This is a genomic window from Arthrobacter phoenicis, from assembly GCF_047238215.1.
Taxonomy (GTDB): domain Bacteria; phylum Actinomycetota; class Actinomycetes; order Actinomycetales; family Micrococcaceae; genus Arthrobacter.
Map to the genome: position 1 here is coordinate 1,076,741 of NZ_JBDFMK010000001.1, position 22,920 is coordinate 1,099,660.

A 22,920-nucleotide genomic window follows, 5' to 3' on the forward strand; every position below is an offset into this window, starting at 1 on the left:
CGGCCGGGCGCCGCGCAACACCGAAGGAACCCATGAACCACGCAGAAGACATCCAAGCCCGCGACGGCGTCGCGGTGGTCCTTTATGGCAAGCCCCGCTGCGTCCAGTGCGATGCCACCGAACGCAAGCTGCGGAAGCACCGCATCCACTTCACGAAGGTCGACGTCAGCCAGGACGAAACCGCCCTCAACTTCATCAAGCAGCTGGGCTACACGGCCGCACCAGTCGTCTACGTCTCCACCATCGAAGGCGACGTCCACTGGACCCAGTTCGACATCGGAATGATCGAGCAGCACATCACCGCCCGCCCCGACGCCGAAGTCGCATGAGCGACCGCTGCTGCCACGTGTGCCGCGGCGCATTCGGGGTATGCCTCACCGGCTACCGCTGCGACCACCACATCATCACCCGGCAAACCGAAGACGCCGACGACAACGCCAGGCGAACATACCGAAACCCCACCCAAGACGAAGCGATCCGCAACGTCATGCGCGAACAGCGCCCCACACCCAAGGCCGCCACCAAGCGGCCTTTTTCGTACCCGAAAGAGAACCGATGAGCGATTACACCGAGTTCCTGAAGGCGAAGGCAGACTTCGAGCGCAACTACGGGCAGCCTGTCACCGCGACGGCCGTTAACCCCATCCTGAAAGATCACCAGCGGGACATCGTCCGGTGGGCGGTAGAGGGCGGACGCCGGGCGATCTTCGCAGCGTTCGGCATGGGCAAGTCCATCATGCAGCTGGAGACCCTGCGCCTCACCATCGACCATGCCGGCGGCAGGGCCCTGATCATCGCCCCGCTCGGCGTCCGCGGCGAGTTCATCCGTGACGGCCGCAAACTCGACATCGATGTCACCTTCATCCGCCGGGCCGAGGAAGTGGCCGGCGACGGCATCTACATCACCAACTACGAGACGGTCCGCGACGGGAAACTCGACGTCGACCTGTTCGCTGCGGTCAGCCTTGACGAGGCCGGCGTCCTGCGCAGCTTCGGCTCGAAGACCTACCAGACCTTCCTCAGCCTTTTCGCCAACGTCCCGTACCGGTTCGTCGCCACCGCCACGCCCTCCCCCAACCGGTACAAGGAACTCATCCACTACGCCGGATTCCTCGGCGTCATGGACACCGGCCAGGCACTCACCCGGTGGTTCCAGCGCGACTCCACCCAGGCAAACAACCTCACCCTCTACCCGCACAAGCGGGACGAGTTCTTCATGTGGCTGAACAGCTGGTCGATCTTCCTCCAGAAGCCCTCCGACCTCGGCTACTCGGACGAGGGCTACGACCTGCCCCCGCTGCACATCGACTGGGTCGAAGTGCCCGTCGACCACACCACCGCAGGGGTGGACCGCGACGGCCAGGCACGGCTATTCCGGGGCGGCGCCAAAGACCTTCAGGGCGTGGCCAAGGAGAAGCGTGACAGCCTCCCTGCCCGCATCGGGAAGCTCATGGAGATGGTCGCCGACCACCACGCCAGTGACGACGGGCAGATCATCCTCTGGTGCGACCTGAACGACGAACAGAGCGCGATCGAGGCGGCACTCAAGGCGGCTGGGATCAGCTACTCCAGCGTCCACGGATCCTTGGACACCGACGAGGCTGAGCGACGACTCGACAAGTGGCGGGACCGGGAAACCTACGCCCTGATCGGGAAGCCCGTGATGCTCGGCCAAGGCCTCAACCTGCAGCAGGCGAACGTGGCGATCTTCGCCGGCGTCACCTACAAGTTCAACGACACCATCCAGGCCTGCCACCGCATCCAACGATTCGGCCAGACACGGCCCTGCACGGTGCACCTCATCCACGCCGAATCCGAGGGTGAAGTCGTCACCTCCCTCAAAGACAAATGGGCCCAGCACAGAGAGCTGACATCAACCATGACGGACATCATCAAGAAGTACGGGCTGTCCCGGAACTCCATCACCGAGGCCCTGACTCGCACCATGGGCGTCGAACGCGTCGAAGCGTCCGGGGAAGGCTGGACCCTAGCCAACAACGACTGCGTCGACGAAACCACGAACCACATGGACGAGAACTCCGTGGACATGATCGTCACGTCCATCCCATTCTCCAACCACTACGAGTACACCCCGGACTACAGCGACTTCGGGCACACCGACGACAACGACCACTTCTGGGCTCAGATGGACTTCCTCACCCCGCAGCTGCTCAAGGTGCTCAAGCCTGGCCGCATCTACGCCTGCCACGTGAAAGACCGCATCAACTTCGGCAACGTGACCGGCGCCGGCATCCCCACCGTCAGCCCCTTCCACGCCGAGGCGCTCTTCCACGGCGTGAAGCACGGCTTCGACTACATGGGCATGATCACCGTGGTCACCGACGTCGTCCGCGAGAACAACCAGACCTACCGACTCGGGTACACGGAGATGCGGAAGGACGGGACCAAGATGGGCGTCGGCTCCCCCGAATACATCCTCCTGTTCCACAAGCCCCAGACCGACCGATCCAAGGGCTACGCCGACGAGCGAGTGGTCAAGGAGAAGGAGGACTACTCACTGGCCCGCTGGCAGGTTGACGCCCACGCGAACTGGCGCTCGAGCGGCAACCGGCACCTCACGCCTGACGAGCTCGCTGGACTCCCGGTCGAGCAGCGCTCCAAGCTCTTCACTGAGCAGACGTTGACCGAGGTCTACGACTACGAGAGCCACGTCCGCATCGGTGAAGCGCTCCAAGGTAGGGGCGCACTGCCGGCCACGTTCATGTCCCTCATGCCAGGATCCTGGGCACCGGACGTCTGGCATGACGTCAACCGAATGCTCACCCTCAACGGGGAGCAGAAGCGCAGGAACGTCCAGATGCACGTCTGCCCACTCCAGTTCGACATCGTGGACAGGCTCATCGAGCGGTACACCAACCCCGGGGACAAAGTCTTTGACCCCTTCGGCGGCCTCGGCACCGTCCCCCTTAGGGCGCTGATGCTCGGTCGGCAGGGGCGATCCAGCGAGCTCAACCCCGGCTACTTCCTCGACTCCGTCAAGTACCTCGAAGCCGAAGAGCGCAAACAGGACATGCCCACCCTCTTCGACCTTGAAGGGCTACCGGACGCGTCATGACAGAGAGGCGCCCCAACCGACGGCCAGCAACCGAGTCCGAGGTGCTGAAAGCCAGGTACGACGAGGCCCGCGCCATCAAAGACGCGTGGGACCACAGGCTACGGCGGGCGCACATCGAACACGCGGCCGCACAACGATACGGCGGCGACACTGAGGCCGCGCAACGCAACATCACGGCCGTCCAAATACAGGTCACAGACGCCGCCGGCGAACTCGCAGTAGCCCTGCAGCAATGGGTCCAATCATCCACACACACCGAAAGAAGAGCCTCATGAAGTTCACCCTCACCGCGGACGCCCTCGCCGACGCCGCAGCTTACGCTTCCAAGGGCATCAGCCCCCGCCCGCCCGTTCCTGTCCTGTCCGGCCTCCTGATCGAAGCCCAGCAGGGCGGCCTCAGGATCAGCGGCTTCGACTACGAGAAGTCGGCCCGCACCCAGGTCGCCGCCGAAGTCACCGAGCCCGGCACGGTCCTACTGCAGGGGCGCATGTTCACGGACATCATCCGTAAGTTCGGCCGCAAGAGCGTGACCGTCACCGTTGACGAGCGCCGCGCCACCCTCACCGCAGGGTCCGCAGTGTTCACCATGGCGGCCATGCCCGTCTCCGAGTTCCCACCAATGCCCGACCTGCCCCCGGTCGCCGGGACGATCGACGGAGACGTGTTCGCAGCCGCCGTTGGCCAGGTCATCGGCGCCGCCTCCACCGACGATTCCGTCCCGGTCCTCATGGGCGTGCATCTGGTCTCCGAAGGGAACGAGCTCACCATGCGTACCACCGACCGGTACCGCCTCGCCGAGGTCACAATCCCGTGGCAGCCCTCCGGCGGGGACGTCAACCTCCTGGTCCGCGCCGCCTGGCTCACCGACGTCGTCAAGACGCTGGCCGGGGAGGCCTCATTCCTCGCCGACGGAAATCTCGTCGGAATCCGCACGGGCAACAGGGCAACCACTGCGATCCTCCTCGACGGTGACTTCCCCAAGATCAAAGCCCTTTTCCCGGATGTCACCGAAACGGACGTGACCGTGGATCGGGCAGAGTTCGCCGAAGTGCTGGCCAGGGTCGCTCTCGTCGCCGAACGCAACACCCCGGTCCGGCTCACCACTAAGGACGGGGCTATGACCGTCGACGCCGGCACGGGCGAGGACGCGACCGGAACCGAAACGATCCAGTGCCTGGTCAGTGGCGACGACGTGCAGGTCGCGTTCAACCCCGCCTACCTCGCATGGTCCCTCTCCGTCACCCCGGCGACGGAGGTTGTTCTCGGCTTCCAGGACAGCATCAAGAAGCCCGCACTCGTCGGCGGCCACGACGGCCTCCGCCACCTCCTCATGCCGGTGCGTCTCTGATGGGGGCCGAGATCGTTGGTCAGGAAATGCTGCCCGCCGAGTTCCCGGCGCCAGTAATCACCGCGGACATTCTGATCCGCCGCAGCCTCGAAGAGGGGGTTGCACAGCTGGAGTACTTCACCACGGCCCTCAGCGACCGTCCCGGCGACGAGGACGAGGCGGCCAAGGAGCGCCGTATCCTCCGCGGCAACATGCACTGCTTCGCGTACCTCCTGGACGCCGTCATCGCTGACGTCCTCATCGAAGTGCAGGGCTATAACCGGGCATGGGCGGACACCATGGCCGACGCCCTCGAAGACAAGCTCGAAGGCGGCGACTACTACCCCGAAGTGCTGTGGCAGTGGGCCATTGAGCGCGGCCTCGACCCCGAAAAGATCGCCGCCGAGGCGAAGACCCGAATCGACCAGAAAGACACCAAATGAGCACTGCACTGCTTGAGCGGCAAGACATCCTGACCGAGCTGCAGCATCACATGCAGCAGGCGAACAACGAGCTAACCGCGACGGATATGTTCTGCGGCGCCGGCGGATCCTCAACCGGGGCGCTGGAGGTTCCTGGGGTCACGATCAAGACGGCCATGAACCACTGGGCCCGTGCCATCGAGACGCACAACGCGAATCACCCCGAAACGGATCACGTCTGTGCTGACATCCAGATTACGGACCCCCGCTACATCGCGACTTCGGACATCCTGTGGGCTTCCCCCGAGTGCACGAACCACTCAGTGGCGAAGGGCAAGAAGCGGATCACCAACCAGGCGGACCTCTTCGGGGACTCCATCGCGGACGAGGCGGCCGACCGCTCCCGGGCGACCATGTGGGACGTGCCCCGGTTCGCGGAGTGGCACAAGTACAAGCTCATCATCACGGAAAACGTCGTCGATGCGGCGAAGTGGGTCATGTTCGACGCCTGGCTGATGGCCATGGACGCCCTCGGCTACCACCACCACATCGTCTACATGAACTCGATGCACGCCCAGCTCGGCGGCCTCCCGGCTCCACAGTCCCGTGACCGGATGTACGTGATGTTCTGGCTCAAGGGAAACCCCAAGCCGAACTTCGACCTGCTCATGCCGCTGGCCCACTGCGCGACCTGCGACGAGACGGTGCGCTGCGTCCAGTCATGGAAGAACCCGAACTACCGGTGGGGCCGCTACAAAGCCCAGTACGTCTACCGCTGCCCGAACACGAAATGCCGCAACGCCATCATCGAACCGGGATGGCTGCCGGCTGCCTCCGCGATCGACTGGAAGCTTCGGGGTCAGCGCATCGGCGACCGTACCAGGCCGCTGGTTCCCAAGACCATGGCCAGGATCGCTGCCGGGCTCAAGCGCTACCACGGGAAAGCGGTGAGCATCGATGCCGTCCGCGGCGCCGAGATCATCAACCCCGTCCACTCGGAACCGTTCCAGACCCAGACGACCAGCTACACCCGGTCACTCCTCGTGCCAGTGGAAGGCCGGGACGGGAAGGTTGCGCAGCTGCCCAGCGATCCCATGCGGACGCAAACGACCCGCAACGAAACAGGCCTGCTCGCGCTGCCGCTGATCATGCGGAACAACTCGAGCCGCGGGTCCGGTGCGGAGATGTCCAAGCCCGCCACGGAGCCGATGGGCACCATCACGACGGCGGGGCACCAGTCGCTCATCGCGCCACCGGGCAGCCACATGCTCATGGAGTACTACGGCAACGGGCAGATGCACCCGGTGGCCAAAGCCATCCCGACGATAAGCACCACGGACCAGTTCGCGATGGTCACCACGATGCGCGGCACCTCACCAGAGCACCTGGCGGCGTCCAATGCCCCTACGTCGGACCCGTTCGGGACCTTCAGTGCGGGCGGCCAGCACCACGGCATCACCGAGTGGACCGTCCCCGACATCGAGGAATGCGAATTTCGGATGCTAGAACCCTACGAAATCAGCGCCGGCATGGCATTCCCGAAAAGCTACATCATGACCGGCAACAAGCGAGAACAGGTCAAGCAAGCTGGCAACGCGGTTACCCCTCCTGCGGCTCGGGATCTGTTCATCGTTGCAGCCCTGTCGCTCGCCGGAAGCGGGTCGGTTGTGGCGGCGTGACCGGGTCCCTAGGGGACGTTGGGGTTGATGTGGATGCTCATACCGACGACGTCTACCTCGCGCTCCAGCTCCGGGAAGATCGGGTCAGCATCCTCCGCGCCGTGAGCCTTGGCATGCTCTACGAATTCCCTCAACTCCCCAAGCGTCAGGTTGAATCCTCGGCTGTCGTCGTCGGAAAAGCTCAGCGTGTAGACCTTCGAAAAATTTCCCATCCGCCCATTATGGCAGCCGACACAGACACTACGGCGGCCCCGCCAGAAAGGACCCACAATGGCTAGGCAGTATGGGCAGATCAAGGTGAGCATCTGGGTTGATGATGACTTCCTTGACCTGTCCCCCATGGCCCAATGGCTTTTCATCCACCTGTCCACTCACGCTGACCTGAGTCACTGCGGCGTCGTGGACTGGCGCCTGAAACGCATCGTCCCGAAGGCGAGTGGCCTCACCCTGGATGTCCTCGAATCCGCCGCGCAGGAGCTCATCGAGAACGTCTACATTGTGGCGGACGAGGACACCGAAGAGGTCCTCGTCCGCTCGTTTATGCGGAGCGACGGGCTCCTGAAGCAGCGGAACATGGGCGCTGCCGTGGCGAAGGCGTACGCGTCCGTGGCGTCCAGGAGCATCCGGGGCGTCGTCGTTCACGAGCTGCACCGTTTGCAGGCGGAAAACCCCGAGTGGACGAGCTGGGTAGCCCTAAAGGATGCCTTGGCGAGCAGGTCAATCAACCCCCGCGAAATGGTATCCGGCGACAATTCCTAACCCATCCCGAAAGGGTTCCGGAAAGGGTTCGGTAAAGGGTTCCGCCAGCCGTCCCGAAAGGCTTTACCGAAGGGGTCTTGAAAGGCATCGGTAACACCTGCACCTAACACCTGCACCTTCACACCTCCACCTAAATGTGCCAACCAAGTCTGTTTCTTAACTCACCAGGGCGTGCTTTTTTGGCTTGAAAGGAAATCCCAAATTGACCATCACGGACCAGCAAAGCCGGGCCGTCGCCTACCTGCTCCACGAGATCCGCCCGGACTGGCCCGTCGCCTCGCTGGTCTCACTCATCGAGAAGCACCGCGACATCGTCAGCCTGGGTGCCCTGACCATCGCCGCCACGACCAAGGCCATGGAACGCACCTGCCAGACCCCGGGCCCGATCTTCCACCCCGGCCCGCACTGGCCAGAAGCTGCCCGGGCCCGACTACCCAAGCCGCCACCTTGCGAGGACCACATCGGGCAGGAGGGCTACAGCTGCCGCTCCTGCCACGCCGACGTCAAAGCCGGCATCCGCCCAGCCGACCGGATCGGCAAACACCACGAACCAGAAGACGAAGACCACGAAGCCGTCCCAACCGGGGCGGCTTCTTCCATTCCAAAAGGAGAGCAATGAGCGACACCAACGAAACCGACTTGCGCGGACGCATCGCCCACCTCGAACGCGTCAACGCAGGGTTGGCGAACCAGATCGTGCGTTCATCCGAGCGGCTCGAAGAGTCCCGGCGTGAGCTGCTCGCAACTGGCTGGGACGCAGCAGTGGACGAGGCGGACCGACGCTGGCAGATCGGCTCGACATCGGCATCGATCCTCAAAGCCGACAACCCCTACCGCAAGCCCATCGGTCTGGGTGGGGCTCAGCAATGAGCCTGCCAACCATCAACGTCTCAATCGACTGCGGATCCTGCGGCGCCACCCTCGAGCACGACGGTGACCAGTACGTCTGCCACGACTGCGGTCTCTGCTGGGCCTCGAACGACGTCTTCGATGATGCCCCGGCCCAGTACCTCGACGAAGACGCCAAGCCGTGCGCTGCGCCATCCCACGACACCGAAACCGTGGACGTCAAGCCATTCAGCACCGTCAACGGCGTCGTCGAAATCTGGCGGACCTGGCGGCACATCTACGCGCCCTGCATCCTCCCAGCCGGCCACAAGTCCGGCCACGACTTCCCACTCAGCACCACCCACACCGACCACAAGGAGAAGCCATGAAGTTCAAGATCGGCGACCACGTCCGGGTCATCGCCCGCGGGTGCCGTCAATTCGATGACGTCGGCAGCATCGAAGACGTCGTGCCAGGCGCGCACTACCCGTTCCGTGTTCGCGTTCAGGACGAGCACCCGCTCTGGTTCGGCCCGCACGAGCTCGTCCTCGCCGAAGCACCCGCGGAGGCGACCCGATGATCCGCAAGGAAGCCAAAGCCCGCTGGGTGTATGAATGCCTGGCCTGTGACTACACGTCACCGACGAGCGCCGATCTGTTCGGGGCCCAAGAGAACCAGCTGCGGCACACCAGGACCTTCGACCACGCGTCGAAACCCCTGGTCGATTCCGTCACCGACTTCGCGGAAGCAATCACCGAGCTGGGCATGTCATTCGCAGAGACCATCGCATCAGCCTTCAAGCCCTTAGCCGACGCACTCGCAACGCCGACCAACCTCCCACACGACCCAGCCCTTCTGCGTGACCGGCGGAAGTGGGGCGGACGATGACAACGGGTAGCGAGATGCTGGCGAAGCTCGAAGAATACGCACTCTTCGTTTCCATCATGACAGGGATCAAGGCCCAATACGTCAACGCCGGGTGGAGCGAACATGCTGCCGAGATCATGACTATCGAAATGCTTCGGAATGTCACGGCGCAGGAACAGGGTGGCCGCAAGTGATCCACGTATTCGTCCCAGGCGCACCCGTCCCCCAAGGATCCGTCGACGTCTTCCGCGGCCGCATCGTCGGAGTGAAAGCACCCCTCAAGGAATGGCGGGACAGTATCCGGGCAGCAACCCTGGCCAAACACGAAGGCGCACCAATCGACGGGCCAATCACCGTGTCCCTCGTCTTCCAACTCCGCCGGCCACAACGACCACGATGGCCACTCCCCGCGGTAAAACCTGACCTCGACAAACTCACCCGAGCAGTTTTCGATTCACTCAGCACCACCAAGCACCGGAAAACCAAAGCTGTGATCCCCGGCGTGATCGTCGACGACGCCCGAATCGTCAGCTTCACCGCCGCCAAGACCTACCACGGCAACCCCGGAGTCATGATCACCATCGACCACGCCAGAATCCCCAAGGAGCAACCATGACAACAAGCGGAACGGCAGACTCCGCCAAGGCCCCGAACCCCGAGAGCACTGCCGACGCAGACACGGGCCCCAAGCTCTTCGACGTCGTGCTGTACCGCAGCGGTTTTGACGACATCACCATCCAGCTAGCCGCCAAGGACTCGGCGCAGGCCTGCCAGAAGGCCATCAAGGCGTACGGCAGCTGGAATGTCGCTCGGGTCCGGAATGTCAAAGAAAAGCCCGCGTGCGGCGTGGCCGAAGAGACCGAAGAACAGAAGCAGATCCGGGGCAAGCGCAAACAGGATCAGGCCGATCTGATCGAGTTGATTCTCAGCTACAGGAACCCGGCGGACGAGGAAGCCCGCATGCGCCAAATCCGGGTGGTGATGGATTGATGATCCACGACATCGGCGGCGCACCCGTCAACCTCAGCATCCCCGACGACGCATTCGTGACAGGCGCGATCATCATCGCCACCTACCAGCGCATGGACGGCAACAACGTCGGAGCCGGCTGCGTCTGGGGCATCTCACCAATCCCCCATGTCCAAGCCGTCGGCATGATGCGCATCGCAACCAAAGCCATCGAACAGATCGGGGACTACACATGACCCTGCCCGACAACATCCACCAGCTAACCCGGCCCCACTGGAGCCTCATCGACGGGGACCTGACCGAGAAGCCACCCCTCCTCGCCGAGCTCAGGGCCGCATGCCGATCCAACCTCGGTGCAATCGGTGGCGGAACAGGTGGCGCAGGGATGATCGTCAACTCCGCAGCCGTCCGCATCGAAACCGAACTCAAAGCCGAAGCCCTCAACGAGCACTTCGAAATGACCGGCCGCGAATACCAGGGCGGCATCGTCGAGCTCATCACCTCCTGGGCGTCCATCCAATCGCCAGAATGGCAGGACTACCTCGAAAAGGTGACCACCGGCTGGATCAACAACATCCGCGAAATGCTCGAATCCAAGCGGCCACCATGGCGCCCATCGATCCCCTGCCCAGCCTGCTCGGAACGCTTCCACGGACCCGAACGCGAACCATGCATCAGCGTCCACTACTGGGACGACGAAGCCGAAACCATCGCGCCCCCAGCCGCCTGGACAGCCAAATGCGACGGGTGCGGAGCCGAATGGAACGGGGACAACCTCAAATGGCTCCGAGCAGCCGCCGACACACCCAAAGACCATGTTGCCGAAGTGACTGAAGTGCAGGTAGTCTGAGTCCCGTCGAGGCCACAAGTCTCGAAATACAGCCGCTCCTCACCGGGCGGCTTTTTTGTTACCCAAAAGCAGGCACCGACCGGACCCCCATACCGGTCGGCGCCGGGCGAGTGCGACAAACGGCTAAGTCGTCGCGGCCTACAAGCCAAGAGATGCGGGTTCGAATCCCGTCTCGCCCACCGATCGAACGCACGCCGGCAAACCCCAGACGGACCGCGGCCTCGCAAGTAGATCCATACGTACCCCGGTGACCGACAAGTAGGAGCCGGGCGAAACGCGGTCAAGATGATGATGCCGGTAACTGAGTAGGCCGGAACGGGTGCCCCATCCGAGAAGGGGCTGCAACCGCAGACTTCAGGAGGCAACGGCATGAGCCAACAGACCAAGGCCGACCTCGAAAAAGCGTTGCAAGACCACCTCACCGACGAGTGTGGCGAGAGCAGGGTAGTCACCGACTACGTCCTCACAGCAGCGTTCATCAACCTCGACCGGCCACTCGCCGACAACATCACCGGGTACTTCCATGAAGCCCGGGGAGCAATGCACTCATCCATTGGGCTTACGGAGATCCAGGCCGAATGGCTCGCAGCCGGCGGCGGGACGAACGATCCTGACGACCCGCTCGATCCCTGATGGCCACGTCACGCACTGGCACCAGCCAATGGAAGAAAGTCCGGAAGCGCGCACTCCACCTCGCACAAGCGCAAGGCATAGACCGTTGTCCCTACTGCCAGGTCAAGCTCGACTACGAGACCAGCAGGACCCCGGCCAGTGCAGAGCCAGACCACGTCCACGCCCATGCAAACGGCGGTCAAGACAAGCTCGAAAACCTCCGCGTGTGCTGCCGACGCTGCAACCAATCCAAAGGCAACCGACCAGCACCAAAGACCGCGACCGTCCTAGCCGCCAAACCCCTGAAGACCAGCCGCCAATGGTGACTGTGGATAACCGGTGGATAACGCTTTTCCTTATCCCAAACCCCATGCGGGAAAGGGGTGGCGGGGATACCCTCCCCCCACCCCCGCGCCTCGCTCCCCAGGCATAGCGAAATATCTCCCCCCGAGCTCCATGGGCCGGGCGCTGGCATTTCGCTGCTGGCCTTCGAGAGCCGCTGAGACTGCCGCGCCGCCTGCTTGTAGGGCTTTTTGACCTCGGTCGATTTTGCTCTCGCGGGCGGCGTGGCCCCAATATCGAATGCTTCTACTTCCCTTTGTTTGCAACGAAAAAGTGTGACATTGCGATAGAATTGAAGCATGTCGAATCGGGTTTGCGAGGAGTGCGGGGAGTCGCTGAGGCTGTACCGCTCCCAGGCGCGGACCTGCTCTGCTCGGTGTCGCAAGCGCCTATCCCGCCGGCGCACTATCCCAGCGGCAATGACGGGGCGCACACGGTGGGTGCGACGCACTTCCACGAAGCGGCCGGTGACCATTGCGGGGAAGCCTGCGAGCGCGACCGATCCTTCAACGTGGGCCTCGTACGCAGACGCGAAAGCATCGAGTGCTGGTGTCGGTCTGGGCTTTGTCCTGGGTGACGGTATCGGCTGCATCGATTTGGATCACTGCTTAGATGGTGGGGTCCTGGCTGACTGGGCTGCCGAGTACATCCGGACCTTCTCTGAGGCGGTGATCTTCGCCGAAGTGTCGCAGTCTGGAGAAGGTGTCCATCTCTTCATCGAGGCCCCGGAAGGGCCGGGCCGGAAGATCCGGGACGGCAGGAACATCGAGCGGTACACATCCGGCCGGTACATCGCGGTGACGGGAAACAAGCTGATCTTGTAGGAGGCCCTCTTGAGCGTTCAGGAGCATGCGATCACCGCACTGGGGGCGGCCTTGGAAGGATCCCGTGTGGCGTTCTTCGTCGCAAGTCTTTCTGACGCTCGTATGGCGTTTGATGCTGTTGCTGCTATCGCCCCGGAAAGCTGCGTGGTTCGGAGGACGAACGGCGCAGAGTCGGTACGCACTCCCGCCGGCGGATCGGTTCAATTCGTAAGCGTTCGCTCCCACGGGCACCGCGGGCTCTCGCTCGATCGAGTGTATGTTCCGGCTGAACTGGCAGACGAACATGTCGCGGCCGAAATCGCGGCTTGCCTTGCCAGCTCAAAGAATCCGATGTTCATCGGCTACCTGTAGGAGGTGCTCGTGGACGTTCCTGCTGGCCTTGGTGAGCGCGGGCTCGCCGTTTGGGAGGCGTTGTCCGGAAGCGATGTCCCTCGGAATGCTCTGGTGCTCGAGGCTGCGCGCCTGGCCGACCGGCTGGATGAGCTCGACAACATCATCCAGGGGAAAGGCGTCCTGAACCTGATGCAGTTCCGTCTGCACATGGAGGGCAGCGAAGACGGCGAGTACAACGTCGAGGTGAAGTTCCAACACGTATTTTCCGAGGCCCGCCAGCAGGCAATCGCGTTCTCGACCATCCTCTCGAAACTTGCCCCCGTCGAGTCCGCTGCGAAGGCCCCAGCCGCTCCTGCTGCCGTTCCGACTGGAGCGAATGTCACCCCGCTGGATCGAATCAAGGCGCGTGGTTTGAAGAAGGCTTGATCGGTGGTGGTGCGGGTTGATCGGTTCTCAGGATGCCCGCTTCTTCATCGCCCCTTCGCCCCGTGGGTATTCCTGCGACCACGCCGAAGCGGCGATTGATCTTGCCCAGAGCTATGGCCTGACGCTTGATGAGTGGCAGGCGAATGTTGTTCGGGCTTGGCTTCGGACCACGACGACGGGTAAGTGGTGCGCCGGCACGTGGGGCATATCGGTCCCTCGCCAGAACGGTAAGAACGGCGCACTGGAGGCTGTCGAGCTTTACCTGATGGTCGTCCTTGGCCTGAAGATCCTGCACACGTCGCACCTGCTGCCGTCGGCGCGGAAGGCATTCAAGCGGCTCATGTCGTTCTTTGGGCAGAAGGTCGATGACCCGAATGCCCGGTTTCCTGAGCTGAACGCGATGGTCGTTGAGATCCGCAAGACCAACGGCCAGGAAGCGATCGTGCTGAACAACGGCGGCATGATCGAGCTCGGCGCCCGCACGGGTGGCGCCGGCCGCGGTAGCTCTTTCGATGTCTTGGTGGTCGATGAGGCCCAGGAGTACGAAGAGGACGAGCAGGAGGCTTTGAAGCCGACCATCTCGGCCGCGCCTGGTGGCGATCCGGTGACGATCTTTATGGGCACGCCCCCGCGGGACTTGTCGGAGCGCGGCGAGCCGTTCGTGCGCGTTCGGAACAACGCGGTGACGGGCAAGAACAAGCGCGCCGCCTGGGTCGAGCACTCAGCGAGCGGCGACGTCGACAAGATGACGGATACCGAGCTGGCAGTGTTCGTCCGGGACCTGACCAACGCAGCTGCAGCTAACCCCGCGCTCGGAATCCGCATAGCGACGGAGACGATTCAGGACGAGCTCAACGAGTTCTCTCCGCGGTCGTACGCTCGCGAGCGGCTGAACATGTGGCCCACGCCGACGGATGCCGGCAAGAAGGCATTCACGAAGTGGGGCGAACGGGTCATTGATGACCCGGATCCGGACTGGCAGATCGCGGCTTACGGCGTTGACATGAACCCGGAGCGGACGAAGGTTTCAATCGGCGTCTCCCAGTTCACCGAGGGCGCCGAAATCTATCTCGAGCTGGCCGCTGAGGCGCCGTTCGATGACGCCGGAACCACCGCCCTCGTCGAGTGGCTGTGGGAGCGGGCCAAGAGGCGCATTCCGATCGTGATCGATGCGTTCTCACCGTGCCGGGACCTCCTGGAGCCTCTGCTGAAGAAGAAGAAAATGAAGGTCTTCATCCTCGAAGCCAAGGAGTACACGCAGGCGTGCGGGCTACTGCATGAGGCGGTCGAGAAACACCCGTCGGTGTGGCATTTCGGCCAAGAGCATCTTGACGAGTCGGCCCGGCACACGGTGCAGGAGACGGTGAAGAACCGTCCGGGTTCGTTCAAGTGGAACCGCGACAGCCTTGATGCTGACCTCGGCCCGATCGTGGCCGTCACATGTGCGTTCTTCGGCGCCAAGAAGTTCGCCCGACGCTTCACCAACTCTGCCGAAAAGAAGCGCGGCGCAATCGTTTTTTAGGAGGTGGCCCGCTTGGCTGGTCAGGAGCTGGTTCGCCCCTTGAGTGCTTCGGAGGCTTCGGTATTCACTCGGATGCTTACGGTGATCCGCCGGAAGGCTGACCGTAACCGGCTTCGGACGTCGTACCACGACTCGAAGAAGCGCCTGGACAAGATCGGGTTTTCGATTCCGCCTCACATGCAGGACTTCCAAGTCGCCATCGGGTGGGCGAGCAAGGCCGTGAAGGTCCCGGCCCGACGGATTCGGCCCGACGGTTTCACTCTCGGCCGGGAGTCGTCAATGCTCGATGATCTTGATGAGGTCTTCGGTGACAACCACTTCGCCGCGGTGGAGCGCATGGCCATTGAAGCCTCTCTGCAGCACTCGGTTGCATTCGTATTCGTCACTCCCGGCGATACGGGCAGGGGCGAGTCGGACGTCATTGTCGCGGCCCGCACGGCTCTCGAAGCTACGGCTGAGATTGACCCGCGCACGAACCGGGTCACCATGGCGCTGGAGCTTGTGGGCCGTTGGGAAGCGCTGCTGTACCTGCCGGGCGAAACACTCCGCGTCCAGTTCATCCGCAAGGCGTGGACTGTCACGGAACGCTACGTTGGCATCGCCGGCCGAGTCACGTGCACCCCGTACGTCTGGGGCCGCGCCTTGGACCGCCCGTTCGGATATTCGAGGATCAGTCGCCCGCTGATGGGCTTCACGGACATGGCGGTTCGGACCTTGCTGCGGCAGGAAGTGAACGCCGAGTTCTATTCGGGACCTCAGCGCGCTCTTCTGGGCGCCGAGGAAGAGCACTTCACCGACGCCAACGGAAAGCGCATTTCCCCGCTCGATGCCCTGATCGGTGGCGTCTGGGCTTTGCCGGCCACCCGCGACGAAGAGACCGGTGATTTGGTCAAGCCGACGCTGCAGCAGCTGGCTCAGGCGACCATGCAGCCGCATGGAGACATGCTCCGGACAATCGGCCTCATGGTCTCCAGCGAGACGTCGATTCCAGTCGGATACCTGGGCATCATCCACGACAACCCATCTTCCGCAGATGCAATCCGGGCCAACGAGTCTGACCTTGTTTCGGTTGTGGAGGCGGAACTTCCGAGCATCGGGATGTCCCGCATCGACCTTGCCAGGAACGTTCTAGCGGTCAGGAACGGCGAGTGGACGCCGACAATGGAAAAGGAACTGCGCGGGCTTCGGGCGCATTTCCTTGACCCGGGCACCGCCTCGAAGGCTGCGCAGGCAGACGCGGGTTTGAAGTTTACCCAAACGTTCCCCGACGGTGATCCAGAGGTGGCCATGGAGGTCTACGGCCTGGACAAGGGCCAGATCGAACGCATGAACGCCTACCGCAAAGGACAGGCCGGAGGGAATCGCCTGGATACCCTTCTGGCCGCTGCGAAGTCGTCCAACGCTCCGGTATTCAGCGACGGCACTGCGGGGCCTGTGGATGAGCAGCTGAAACAAGCTCAGCTGCTCGCTGCGAAGGCGGGCGCGCTGGGTACTCTCCGCCGCGCAGGCGTGGACGCCGACTCAGCGGCCGAGCAAGTCGGGCTTGCAGGGGTGAAGTTCATCCCGGGTAACCCAATCATGATCCGTGAGGGTGCTTAGCCGTGGTGGATCGGACTTCGATTGAACGGTACCGGTCGGTAACCACGGAGCTTTCGGCCCGGGTCGCGGACGAGTTGGCCGCCTATTTCGCAGCGCTCGACCTGTCCAGGCCGGAGGCTGTACGCAACGCCCTGCTGGAGTTCCTGCCCGTGCTGGTTGCACAGTACGGGCAGGTGGCTGAGGTGCTGGCCATGGACTGGTACGACGAGCTCCGTGCGGGGGCCGCGGGATCGTTTCGCGTGACAGCCCCGGCCGCTGCTTCGGTCACCACGGACCGTATCGAGAAGAAGGTCCGGTATCTGGCTGGCCAGCTATGGTCGCCCGAGCCGGCGGCCATGCTCGGTGCTCTAAAGGTGGCGACCGACAAGTACGTGAAGCAGCACGGCCGCGACACCATCGTCTGGAATGCCCGCCGAGAGGGTGCGCTCTGGGCCCGAGTCCCTACCGGCCCGAAGACATGTTCGTGGTGCCTGATCCTGGCCTCCCGGGATGCCGTTTACCTCTCCGAGAAGTCCGCCTCTCACCGTGCAGATGGTTCCAAGTACCACGGCCTCTGCGACTGTCAGGCCGTGCCCTTGCGGCGGGGTGACGAATACCCGCCGGGCTACCTCCCGGACGACTTCTACGACATGTACTCCGTGGCCCGCGATTCCGCCGGCTCTGGCGACATGAAAGAGATCGCCGCCGCATTCCGACGCGAGTTCCCTAACCGCGTCACTGACGGCGTGCATACCCACTAGTTTCCCTTCCGTGCGACGCGGGCAGGGTTTATCGCCGTGCGATGCGGCACTCAAGAAGGAGCTTTCCCATGACTAAGCAGTTCCCCCACGGCATCGACATCACCGCCCCTGGCGGGCTCACTGCGCTGATGGCGTTCCACCGGAAAACGTTCGGCGATGCCGTCATGGAGACGGACGAAGAGGCTGCCGCGAAGGCGGCTGCTGAGGCCGAGGCCAAAGCGGTTGCCGACGCCGCCGCAGCCAAGGCCGCCGACGAGAAGCTCGGGGAAGGCGGCATCAAGGCTCTGAAGGCCGAGCGCGAAGCTCGGGAAGCAGCCGAGAAGCGCGCCGCGGACGCCGAGGCCAAGATCAAGGCGGCCGAGGACGCGAAGCTTTCCGACATCGAGCGGGCTAACCAGAAAGCCTCCGAGGCGGAAGAGCGAGCCCGGAACCTGGAGAAGACCAATGCCCGGCTGACCGCGCTGGCTACGCACCCCGTGCCGGCGGAATACCAAGATCTGGTTACCGGCACGGACGAGGCCTCCTACCTCGCATCGGCAAAGAAGATCTCCGAGCTGTACGCCAAGGCCGAGGGGAAAGCTCCCAAGCCGGATCCGGTACCCGGATCCGGACACCGCTCCGGCGACAACAACGCGGCGGGTGGCTCCATCGCCGCCGGCCGTGACCTGTACGCAAGCCGCAACAAGAAAAAGTAACCAACTTTCCCCAAGGAGGGACCATGGACATCGCTATCAAGCGGGCGTCTTTCGGTCAGGACGACCAGTCTTGGCTCGGATCTGCGCACGGCACCAATGCCGCGCAGAGCATCACCCTGGACGTTTCGACGTTCACCAAGGCCGACCACTACCCGGGCGGCTTCCTGAAGTCTGGCCTGCCGCTCCAGAAGCTCGGCAACGGCAAGTACGGCCTGTGGGCAACCACGAAGCCGCTGGCCGGCTTCCTCTTCACCGCGGTGTCCGTACCTGCTGACCCGGCGACGCCAGTCGGCGCCGCACTGCTTGAGCACGGCCGAGTCATCGCCGCCAAGCTGCCCGTATCCGTCGACGCGGCCGGGCAGACCTCTGCCAGCGGCCGGATCATCTTCGCCTAAGGAGGCGCACCATGGCTCTTGTTCTTTCCAGTGAGTACATCACTCCCACGGAGCTGACCGGATACGTCCGCGAGGCACTCGCCGATCTGCCGCAGAACGCGTTCGGCCTGTCCGCGTTCCTGCCCGACGTCGAAACCGACGACATCGACTTCCGGGCAACGGTCGGCGGCGGCGGCCTCGCCCGTGTCGCCAAGTACCGCGCCTGGGACACCGAGTCCCCGATCTCCGGCCGCCGGGGCATCGACCGGATCAGCGGCGAACTGCCCCCGATCTCGGAGAAGCGCCGCCTGTCGGAGTACGACCGGCTGAAGATGCGGAAGCTCGACTCCGGCATCGTGGACGCGATCCTGAACGACGCCGTCGATCTGGCGCGTGGCATCCACGCCCGCGTAGAGGTCGCCCGCGGCCAGGCTCTCACCGAGGGCAAGGTCACCCTGTCCGAGAACGGCCTCACCCTTGAGGCCGACTTCGGCCGGAAGGCGACCCACACGCAGACCGCGGCCACGAAGTGGAACGTCGACGGGTCCAACCCGATCGATGACCTGCTCGCCTGGCAGAAGGTCTACGTCGCCACCAACGGTGTCCGCCCGGGTGCGACACTCACCAGCCAGGACGTCCAGTCCTCGCTGATGCGCAACGCGTCGATCCGGTCGATGACCCTTCCCGCGGGCTCGACCCAGCAGATCGTCACGATCGACGCGATCAACGCCCTGCTGCAGTCGTTCGGCCTCCCGCCGCTCAGCACCTACGAAGCGCAGGTGGAGGGTGACGACGGCGCCGCAAAGTCGATCCTCGACCCCAAGAAGGTGCTGTTCCTGCCCCCGGCGGACCGGAAGCTCGGCGAAACCCTCTGGGGCGTCACGGCCGAGGCGCTGGACTCCGACTACGGCATCGATGCCACCGAGGCGCCTGGCGTTGTCGTCGGCTCCTACTCGGACAAGGACCCGGTCGGCCTGTGGACCAAGGCTTCGGCCATCGCCCTGCCGGTGCCGGCGAACACCAACCTGACGCTGGCCGCCACCGTCCTGTAGCCGTGTTTGGCGGCGGGTTGCAAATCCCGCCGCCACGCGGCCCGAAAGGGGAACGCATGTCACGTACTTTGAAAACGCACGTGTCGATCTGGGGCGAGGCCGGCGAACTTGTCGTCCTGGCGCCGGGTGACGAACTGCCGGACTGGGCTGTCAGCCGGGTGGGCGAGCATTGCCTCGTTCCCGGGGCTGAGCCTGAAGGCGAGGCCGAGGGGGAAGAGTCCGAAGCGGATCCCGCGGAAGCCAGCACAGAGGATGGCGGCAGCGCAGAGGATGACGCCGCCGAGTCGGAGGCCTCCGACGAGCAGCCGAACTTCACTGCGCCCGCACCGGCCCGCCGCGGCCGGCCCCGGAAGTAGTCCCGGTGGCCAGCGATTACGCGACCCTGGCCGACCTGAAGCTGCACTGGCCGGATCTCCCCGCTGAAGCGGACGAGGTCGCCAAGCAGAAGCTCCATGAGGCGTCGGTCGAGGTTCGGGGCAACTACCCGGACCTCGACCAGCGCCTCACTGCGGCGGTCGAGGATGGCGGCATTGATCCGGACATTCCGAGGCTTGTCGTCAGTCGCATGGTGAAACGTGCCATGGACGTGAGCGACGACGAGCCAACTGCCGGTTTCGAGTCATTCCAGTTCGGCACTGGCCCGTTCTCGATGGGCGGGAAGCTTCGGAACCCGGACGGGGACCTGTACTTAACGGCCGCCGACAAGAGGTTGCTGGGGAAGTCGAAGCCGCGTCGGCAAGCGTGGACGATTCATCCGGGAGGCTGACGTGGGCATCGTTTCGAGGTTCCCAAAGTCCTGGCGAACGGATGTCGTGGTTCTCCGGGGTGGTGGGCGAGACGCTAAAGGCAACCCGCTGCCTACTCAGGAGATCCCGGTCAAGGACTGTGCGATTGCACCCCGTGCCACCGCTGATCCCGTCGACCGGTCCGATGTCACGAGCTCGACTGCGGCCTTGTACCGGGATATCCACGATGACGGCTTCCGTTTCCTACCCGCTGATCGGATCCGGGTTCCGGCCGGTAAGCGTATGGCTGGGACATGGTCCGTGGATGGCCGACCCGGCGAGTGGCAGCTCGGCTGGGAAATCGGCTTGGTGATGTCCTGATGGCGCTTCAGAGGGTCCGGGGATCACGCAATTACCGGGCTGATGATTCAGGGCTCCGCGAGTTCGGGACCTCGGCTCCCGTCGGTGAAGCCACCCTGGCCGCAGGGCAACGGCTGGCGGGGAACGCTGAGGCGGTTGGGCGGGGCGAGTACAGCGCCCAGTCGGCCACTGTCCTGGCGGGCTGGGCGAACGAGCGGCGCGCAGGCGCGATCGTCCGCGAGACCCGACCGGACTGGAGAGACACCCGCGACGCGATCCTAAACCGCGTTGCCGAGTCCATGGAGAGCAGGGGCAAGTGATCGAAGCGCTCGTTTTCCCGGACACCCGTGATGCTCTCTTCGACCTGGTCAACGGGGCACGGCACTTGGGTGAAACTGTCCGGGCGGTCTACCACCTTCCGGCCGGCGACTACGGCGCGCTCGATGGCCCGTTCCCTTTGGCGCTCATCTACGGCGCCCCGGGCGGCAAGACCGGCTTCGTTGACCGCGTGGACCGTCGAACCATCGAGGTGTACGCGCCGGGCCAGCAAGCCGTGAGCACACTGGAGTCGATCTCGTCATCCATCTGCGGTGAGGACATCGAAACACCGTCCGGGTACATCGACAAGATCGAGGTCGACGGCGTCCCGGAGGACGTCCCCTACCAATCGGACACGCTCAACAAGGCCGTCGCGACGTTCATGGTCACGACCCGGCCGATCTAAGCCCCGTTCGGGGATTCAACAAAACTCTGAGCCCTGGAAGGGGTCTATTCGCTATGCCTACTTTTGCAACTATTCAGGCCGACGCCAACGAGCGGAAGCTAATCCGGAAGGTCCAGCGGGCCGTCGCTTTCCTCGGAAAGTCCGACGTCGAACTGCCGGAGAGCATCTTCGCTGTCGGCGGCGGCCTCATCGACCTCAAGGCTCTCGGCTGGAAGCCTGTCGGAATCGTCACCCCGGACGGCTACAAGTTCTCGCGGTCCATCACCAAGGAGGACGTGGACGCGCTCGGTTACGCGACGCCGGCCCGCTCCGACATCACGAAAGTCGCCCGGCAGGTGACCTTCACTCCGCTGGAGCACGGCCGTCGCCACATCCTCGAGCTGAAGTACGGGCAGGACCTGTCCGCGGTAACCCAGGATGCGACCAGCGGGGAAATCGTCTTCGACGAGGTCGATCTGCCCTCCGGCGAAGAGTACAAGCTGCTCATCCTCGGCAATGACGGCCCGGCCAGCGAGAACTGGGTCATGGGCAAGGGCTACGGCTCCGTGAAGCTCGCCGACTCCGGCGAGGAAGCATGGGGCGGTTCCGACCCGGTCAAGAGCGACCTCACCCTCGACGTCTTCGTGGACGAGGAAACGGGCACGCCCGTCCGTCACTACCTCGGCGGTACCGGGGCCCTGAAGTACAAGGACGTCCTCGGCTTCACGGCGACTCAGTAACGCCCCTTCAATCCCGGTGCGCGGCGTTTTCCGGGTGTGGCGCCGCGCACCGTACCCACTCACCCCCGGCAACTTTTTAGGAGTTCCAATGCCACGTTTCATCAAGGATGGCCTGGTCATCGAGACCGCCGTTCCGACCGAGGCGGCTGAGCTTCGCCGCGACGGTTTCACCGAGCAGAAGGCGAAGACCGCGGCTGTCCGCGAGGCCGACGCCGCACCCGATGCGGCGCCTCCCGCTGACCCCAAGCCCCGCAAGTAACCCACCAACCCTCACACCCGGAGGTATCACCATGGCTGCTGACAAGCCGACCGTTCACCTGTCCCTCGCTGCTCTCGAAGCTGAAGTCGCCAAGCCGGAACCGTTCGTGCTGGCCCTGAAGTCGGGCAAGCGCATCACCTTCCCCGACCTGTACGACATGCCGGCCGTGGAGGCGAAGGCGTTCTTCGACCAGTTCGAGGGCGCCGATCGCACCGACTTCAAGCTGCTCGAGGAGTGGCTCACCAAGGCCGACTACGAGGCGTACGTCGCCGCGAAGCTCCCCCTCCGCGTTCACGCCGCACTTATCGAGCGCGTCATGAACTACTACCAGCAGACCGTTGGCACCCCGGGGGAAGATACCGCCTCGAAGAGCTGATCAAGCGGTACCGCCCGCAAATCCGGTACGACCTGCACCACGAGTGCGGCGTGGACCTCGCGGAGTGGTACGCGGCCAAGCGGTGGGTGGGGTTGCTCGAACTAATCGACAACCTGCCCACCGCTTGCCGGCTCAACGAGGCGATAGCGAACGACCCCGAAACGGCCATCATGCTGGCCGAGCTTCGCTTGAACACCCAGGACAACGCCGAGGCGTGGTCCCCCAAAATTTCCGAGTTCGACCTCACCGCCACGATCCTGCGCGAGATTCTCCACGCGATCAAGGGACTGCGCCAGGTCAGCATCGCGGCATCGGGCGGCAAGCCCGGCGAAGAGACGCCCTTCCCCGCCCCGTACACGGAGATCGACCGCGCCATCGCATCTGCGGAACGCAGCTGGGCTGAGGCGTTCGTCGGCCAGTTCGGATTCACGGCAGACGACATCTAATAACTGCACATTTGGA

Annotated in this window: 36 protein-coding genes; 35 read left to right on the forward strand and 1 reads right to left on the reverse strand. The window is 63.9% G+C overall.

Going from position 1 to position 22,920, the window contains the following annotated elements:
- The first annotated feature begins 32 nt into the window (after positions 1 to 32).
- The 6 genes from ABC337_RS04865 (at position 33) to ABC337_RS04890 (ending at position 6,503) form a co-directional block, all read left to right on the forward strand.
- Entirely contained in the window at positions 33 to 329 is a 297-nt protein-coding gene (locus ABC337_RS04865; RefSeq protein ID WP_412882124.1) for a glutaredoxin family protein, read from the forward strand.
- Positions 326 to 559: a hypothetical protein gene (locus ABC337_RS04870; protein ID WP_412882123.1), complete on the forward strand. Its 234-nt coding sequence runs from the start codon at positions 326 to 328 to the stop codon at positions 557 to 559. The genes ABC337_RS04865 and ABC337_RS04870 overlap by 4 nt, the downstream gene beginning before the upstream one ends.
- Positions 556 to 3,075 (forward strand): DNA methyltransferase, encoded by a 2,520-nt coding sequence (locus tag ABC337_RS04875; RefSeq protein WP_412882122.1) that lies wholly within the window; start codon positions 556 to 558, stop codon positions 3,073 to 3,075. The genes ABC337_RS04870 and ABC337_RS04875 overlap by 4 nt, the downstream gene beginning before the upstream one ends.
- A gap of 271 nt (positions 3,076 to 3,346) precedes the next feature.
- On the forward strand, positions 3,347 to 4,423 hold the full coding sequence (dnaN, locus tag ABC337_RS04880) for a DNA polymerase III subunit beta (RefSeq protein WP_412882121.1): 1,077 nt from the start codon (positions 3,347 to 3,349) through the stop codon (positions 4,421 to 4,423).
- A gap of 26 nt (positions 4,424 to 4,449) precedes the next feature.
- Positions 4,450 to 4,845, forward strand: a complete 396-nt coding sequence (locus ABC337_RS04885) for a hypothetical protein (protein ID WP_412893209.1) — start codon at positions 4,450 to 4,452, stop codon at positions 4,843 to 4,845.
- A complete protein-coding gene (locus ABC337_RS04890) occupies positions 4,842 to 6,503 on the forward strand; it encodes a DNA cytosine methyltransferase (RefSeq protein WP_412893210.1) in 1,662 nt (553 codons plus the stop codon). Before ABC337_RS04885 ends, ABC337_RS04890 begins: the two co-directional genes overlap by 4 nt.
- 8 nt (positions 6,504 to 6,511) lie before the next feature.
- Here ABC337_RS04890 and ABC337_RS04895 read toward each other — a convergent pair whose 3' ends face one another.
- On the reverse strand, positions 6,512 to 6,715 hold the full coding sequence (locus ABC337_RS04895) for a hypothetical protein (RefSeq protein ID WP_412884988.1): 204 nt from the start codon (positions 6,713 to 6,715) through the stop codon (positions 6,512 to 6,514).
- 58 nt (positions 6,716 to 6,773) lie between these two features.
- On the opposite strand from ABC337_RS04895, the gene ABC337_RS04900 reads away from it, so the two are divergent.
- The 29 genes from ABC337_RS04900 to ABC337_RS05040 all read left to right on the forward strand — a co-directional run bounded on the left by ABC337_RS04900 (position 6,774) and on the right by ABC337_RS05040 (position 22,904).
- The gene (locus ABC337_RS04900; RefSeq protein ID WP_412884989.1) at positions 6,774 to 7,262 is read left to right on the forward strand and encodes a hypothetical protein; all 489 of its coding nucleotides are present in this window, start codon (positions 6,774 to 6,776) and stop codon (positions 7,260 to 7,262) included.
- 202 nt (positions 7,263 to 7,464) lie between these two features.
- Entirely contained in the window at positions 7,465 to 7,881 is a 417-nt protein-coding gene (locus ABC337_RS04905; protein WP_412884990.1) for a hypothetical protein, read from the forward strand.
- Positions 7,878 to 8,132 (forward strand): hypothetical protein, encoded by a 255-nt coding sequence (locus ABC337_RS04910; protein ID WP_412884991.1) that lies wholly within the window; start codon positions 7,878 to 7,880, stop codon positions 8,130 to 8,132. Before ABC337_RS04905 ends, ABC337_RS04910 begins: the two co-directional genes overlap by 4 nt.
- Positions 8,129 to 8,479 (forward strand): hypothetical protein, encoded by a 351-nt coding sequence (locus ABC337_RS04915; protein WP_412884992.1) that lies wholly within the window; start codon positions 8,129 to 8,131, stop codon positions 8,477 to 8,479. Before ABC337_RS04910 ends, ABC337_RS04915 begins: the two co-directional genes overlap by 4 nt.
- Positions 8,476 to 8,670: a hypothetical protein gene (locus tag ABC337_RS04920; RefSeq protein ID WP_412884993.1), complete on the forward strand. Its 195-nt coding sequence runs from the start codon at positions 8,476 to 8,478 to the stop codon at positions 8,668 to 8,670. Before ABC337_RS04915 ends, ABC337_RS04920 begins: the two co-directional genes overlap by 4 nt.
- Positions 8,667 to 8,978: a hypothetical protein gene (locus tag ABC337_RS04925; protein WP_412884994.1), complete on the forward strand. Its 312-nt coding sequence runs from the start codon at positions 8,667 to 8,669 to the stop codon at positions 8,976 to 8,978. Before ABC337_RS04920 ends, ABC337_RS04925 begins: the two co-directional genes overlap by 4 nt.
- Positions 8,979 to 8,992: 14 nt before the next feature.
- Positions 8,993 to 9,151: a hypothetical protein gene (locus tag ABC337_RS04930; RefSeq protein WP_412884995.1), complete on the forward strand. Its 159-nt coding sequence runs from the start codon at positions 8,993 to 8,995 to the stop codon at positions 9,149 to 9,151.
- Positions 9,148 to 9,573: a RusA family crossover junction endodeoxyribonuclease gene (locus tag ABC337_RS04935; protein WP_412884996.1), complete on the forward strand. Its 426-nt coding sequence runs from the start codon at positions 9,148 to 9,150 to the stop codon at positions 9,571 to 9,573. The genes ABC337_RS04930 and ABC337_RS04935 overlap by 4 nt, the downstream gene beginning before the upstream one ends.
- On the forward strand, positions 9,570 to 9,947 hold the full coding sequence (locus ABC337_RS04940; RefSeq protein WP_412884997.1) for a hypothetical protein: 378 nt from the start codon (positions 9,570 to 9,572) through the stop codon (positions 9,945 to 9,947). The genes ABC337_RS04935 and ABC337_RS04940 overlap by 4 nt, the downstream gene beginning before the upstream one ends.
- Positions 9,947 to 10,162 carry a hypothetical protein gene (locus ABC337_RS04945; protein WP_412884998.1) on the forward strand — a complete coding sequence of 72 codons (216 nt, stop codon included), beginning with the start codon at positions 9,947 to 9,949 and terminating at the stop codon, positions 10,160 to 10,162. Before ABC337_RS04940 ends, ABC337_RS04945 begins: the two co-directional genes overlap by 1 nt.
- A complete protein-coding gene (locus ABC337_RS04950; RefSeq protein ID WP_412884999.1) occupies positions 10,159 to 10,776 on the forward strand; it encodes a hypothetical protein in 618 nt (205 codons plus the stop codon). Before ABC337_RS04945 ends, ABC337_RS04950 begins: the two co-directional genes overlap by 4 nt.
- 369 nt (positions 10,777 to 11,145) lie before the next feature.
- Positions 11,146 to 11,409: a hypothetical protein gene (locus tag ABC337_RS04955; RefSeq protein ID WP_412885000.1), complete on the forward strand. Its 264-nt coding sequence runs from the start codon at positions 11,146 to 11,148 to the stop codon at positions 11,407 to 11,409.
- Positions 11,409 to 11,714, forward strand: coding sequence for an HNH endonuclease (locus ABC337_RS04960; RefSeq protein ID WP_412885001.1), 306 nt, complete (start codon positions 11,409 to 11,411; stop codon positions 11,712 to 11,714). The genes ABC337_RS04955 and ABC337_RS04960 overlap by 1 nt, the downstream gene beginning before the upstream one ends.
- 435 nt (positions 11,715 to 12,149) lie before the next feature.
- Positions 12,150 to 12,554, forward strand: a complete 405-nt coding sequence (locus ABC337_RS04965; RefSeq protein ID WP_412885002.1) for a bifunctional DNA primase/polymerase — start codon at positions 12,150 to 12,152, stop codon at positions 12,552 to 12,554.
- A 9-nt stretch (positions 12,555 to 12,563) separates the two neighbouring features.
- Complete coding sequence (locus tag ABC337_RS04970; protein WP_412885003.1) at positions 12,564 to 12,905, forward strand: hypothetical protein; 342 nt, start codon at positions 12,564 to 12,566, stop codon at positions 12,903 to 12,905.
- 9 nt (positions 12,906 to 12,914) lie between these two features.
- Complete coding sequence (locus tag ABC337_RS04975; protein WP_412885004.1) at positions 12,915 to 13,313, forward strand: hypothetical protein; 399 nt, start codon at positions 12,915 to 12,917, stop codon at positions 13,311 to 13,313.
- Between the two features lie 16 nt (positions 13,314 to 13,329).
- On the forward strand, positions 13,330 to 14,835 hold the full coding sequence (locus ABC337_RS04980; protein ID WP_412885005.1) for a hypothetical protein: 1,506 nt from the start codon (positions 13,330 to 13,332) through the stop codon (positions 14,833 to 14,835).
- Positions 14,836 to 14,847: 12 nt separating this feature from the next.
- A complete protein-coding gene (locus ABC337_RS04985) occupies positions 14,848 to 16,434 on the forward strand; it encodes a hypothetical protein (protein WP_412885006.1) in 1,587 nt (528 codons plus the stop codon).
- A 2-nt stretch (positions 16,435 to 16,436) separates the two neighbouring features.
- Positions 16,437 to 17,174, forward strand: coding sequence for a VG15 protein (locus ABC337_RS04990; protein WP_412885007.1), 738 nt, complete (start codon positions 16,437 to 16,439; stop codon positions 17,172 to 17,174).
- Between the two features lie 68 nt (positions 17,175 to 17,242).
- The gene (locus ABC337_RS04995) at positions 17,243 to 17,869 is read left to right on the forward strand and encodes a hypothetical protein (protein ID WP_412885008.1); all 627 of its coding nucleotides are present in this window, start codon (positions 17,243 to 17,245) and stop codon (positions 17,867 to 17,869) included.
- 23 nt (positions 17,870 to 17,892) lie between these two features.
- Positions 17,893 to 18,264, forward strand: a complete 372-nt coding sequence (locus ABC337_RS05000) for a head decoration protein (protein WP_412885009.1) — start codon at positions 17,893 to 17,895, stop codon at positions 18,262 to 18,264.
- Between the two features lie 11 nt (positions 18,265 to 18,275).
- On the forward strand, positions 18,276 to 19,295 hold the full coding sequence (locus ABC337_RS05005; protein WP_412885010.1) for a major capsid protein: 1,020 nt from the start codon (positions 18,276 to 18,278) through the stop codon (positions 19,293 to 19,295).
- A gap of 56 nt (positions 19,296 to 19,351) precedes the next feature.
- On the forward strand, positions 19,352 to 19,651 hold the full coding sequence (locus ABC337_RS05010) for a hypothetical protein (RefSeq protein ID WP_412885011.1): 300 nt from the start codon (positions 19,352 to 19,354) through the stop codon (positions 19,649 to 19,651).
- Positions 19,652 to 19,656: 5 nt separating this feature from the next.
- Entirely contained in the window at positions 19,657 to 20,061 is a 405-nt protein-coding gene (locus ABC337_RS05015; RefSeq protein WP_412885012.1) for a hypothetical protein, read from the forward strand.
- 635 nt (positions 20,062 to 20,696) lie between these two features.
- On the forward strand, positions 20,697 to 21,104 hold the full coding sequence (locus tag ABC337_RS05020; protein WP_412885013.1) for a hypothetical protein: 408 nt from the start codon (positions 20,697 to 20,699) through the stop codon (positions 21,102 to 21,104).
- A 53-nt stretch (positions 21,105 to 21,157) separates the two neighbouring features.
- A complete protein-coding gene (locus ABC337_RS05025; RefSeq protein WP_412885014.1) occupies positions 21,158 to 21,823 on the forward strand; it encodes a hypothetical protein in 666 nt (221 codons plus the stop codon).
- Positions 21,824 to 21,911: 88 nt separating this feature from the next.
- Positions 21,912 to 22,082: a hypothetical protein gene (locus ABC337_RS05030; RefSeq protein WP_412885015.1), complete on the forward strand. Its 171-nt coding sequence runs from the start codon at positions 21,912 to 21,914 to the stop codon at positions 22,080 to 22,082.
- A gap of 31 nt (positions 22,083 to 22,113) precedes the next feature.
- Positions 22,114 to 22,458 (forward strand): hypothetical protein, encoded by a 345-nt coding sequence (locus ABC337_RS05035; protein WP_412885016.1) that lies wholly within the window; start codon positions 22,114 to 22,116, stop codon positions 22,456 to 22,458.
- 50 nt (positions 22,459 to 22,508) lie between these two features.
- Positions 22,509 to 22,904, forward strand: a complete 396-nt coding sequence (locus tag ABC337_RS05040; protein WP_412885017.1) for a hypothetical protein — start codon at positions 22,509 to 22,511, stop codon at positions 22,902 to 22,904.
- Positions 22,905 to 22,920 lie beyond the last annotated feature (16 nt).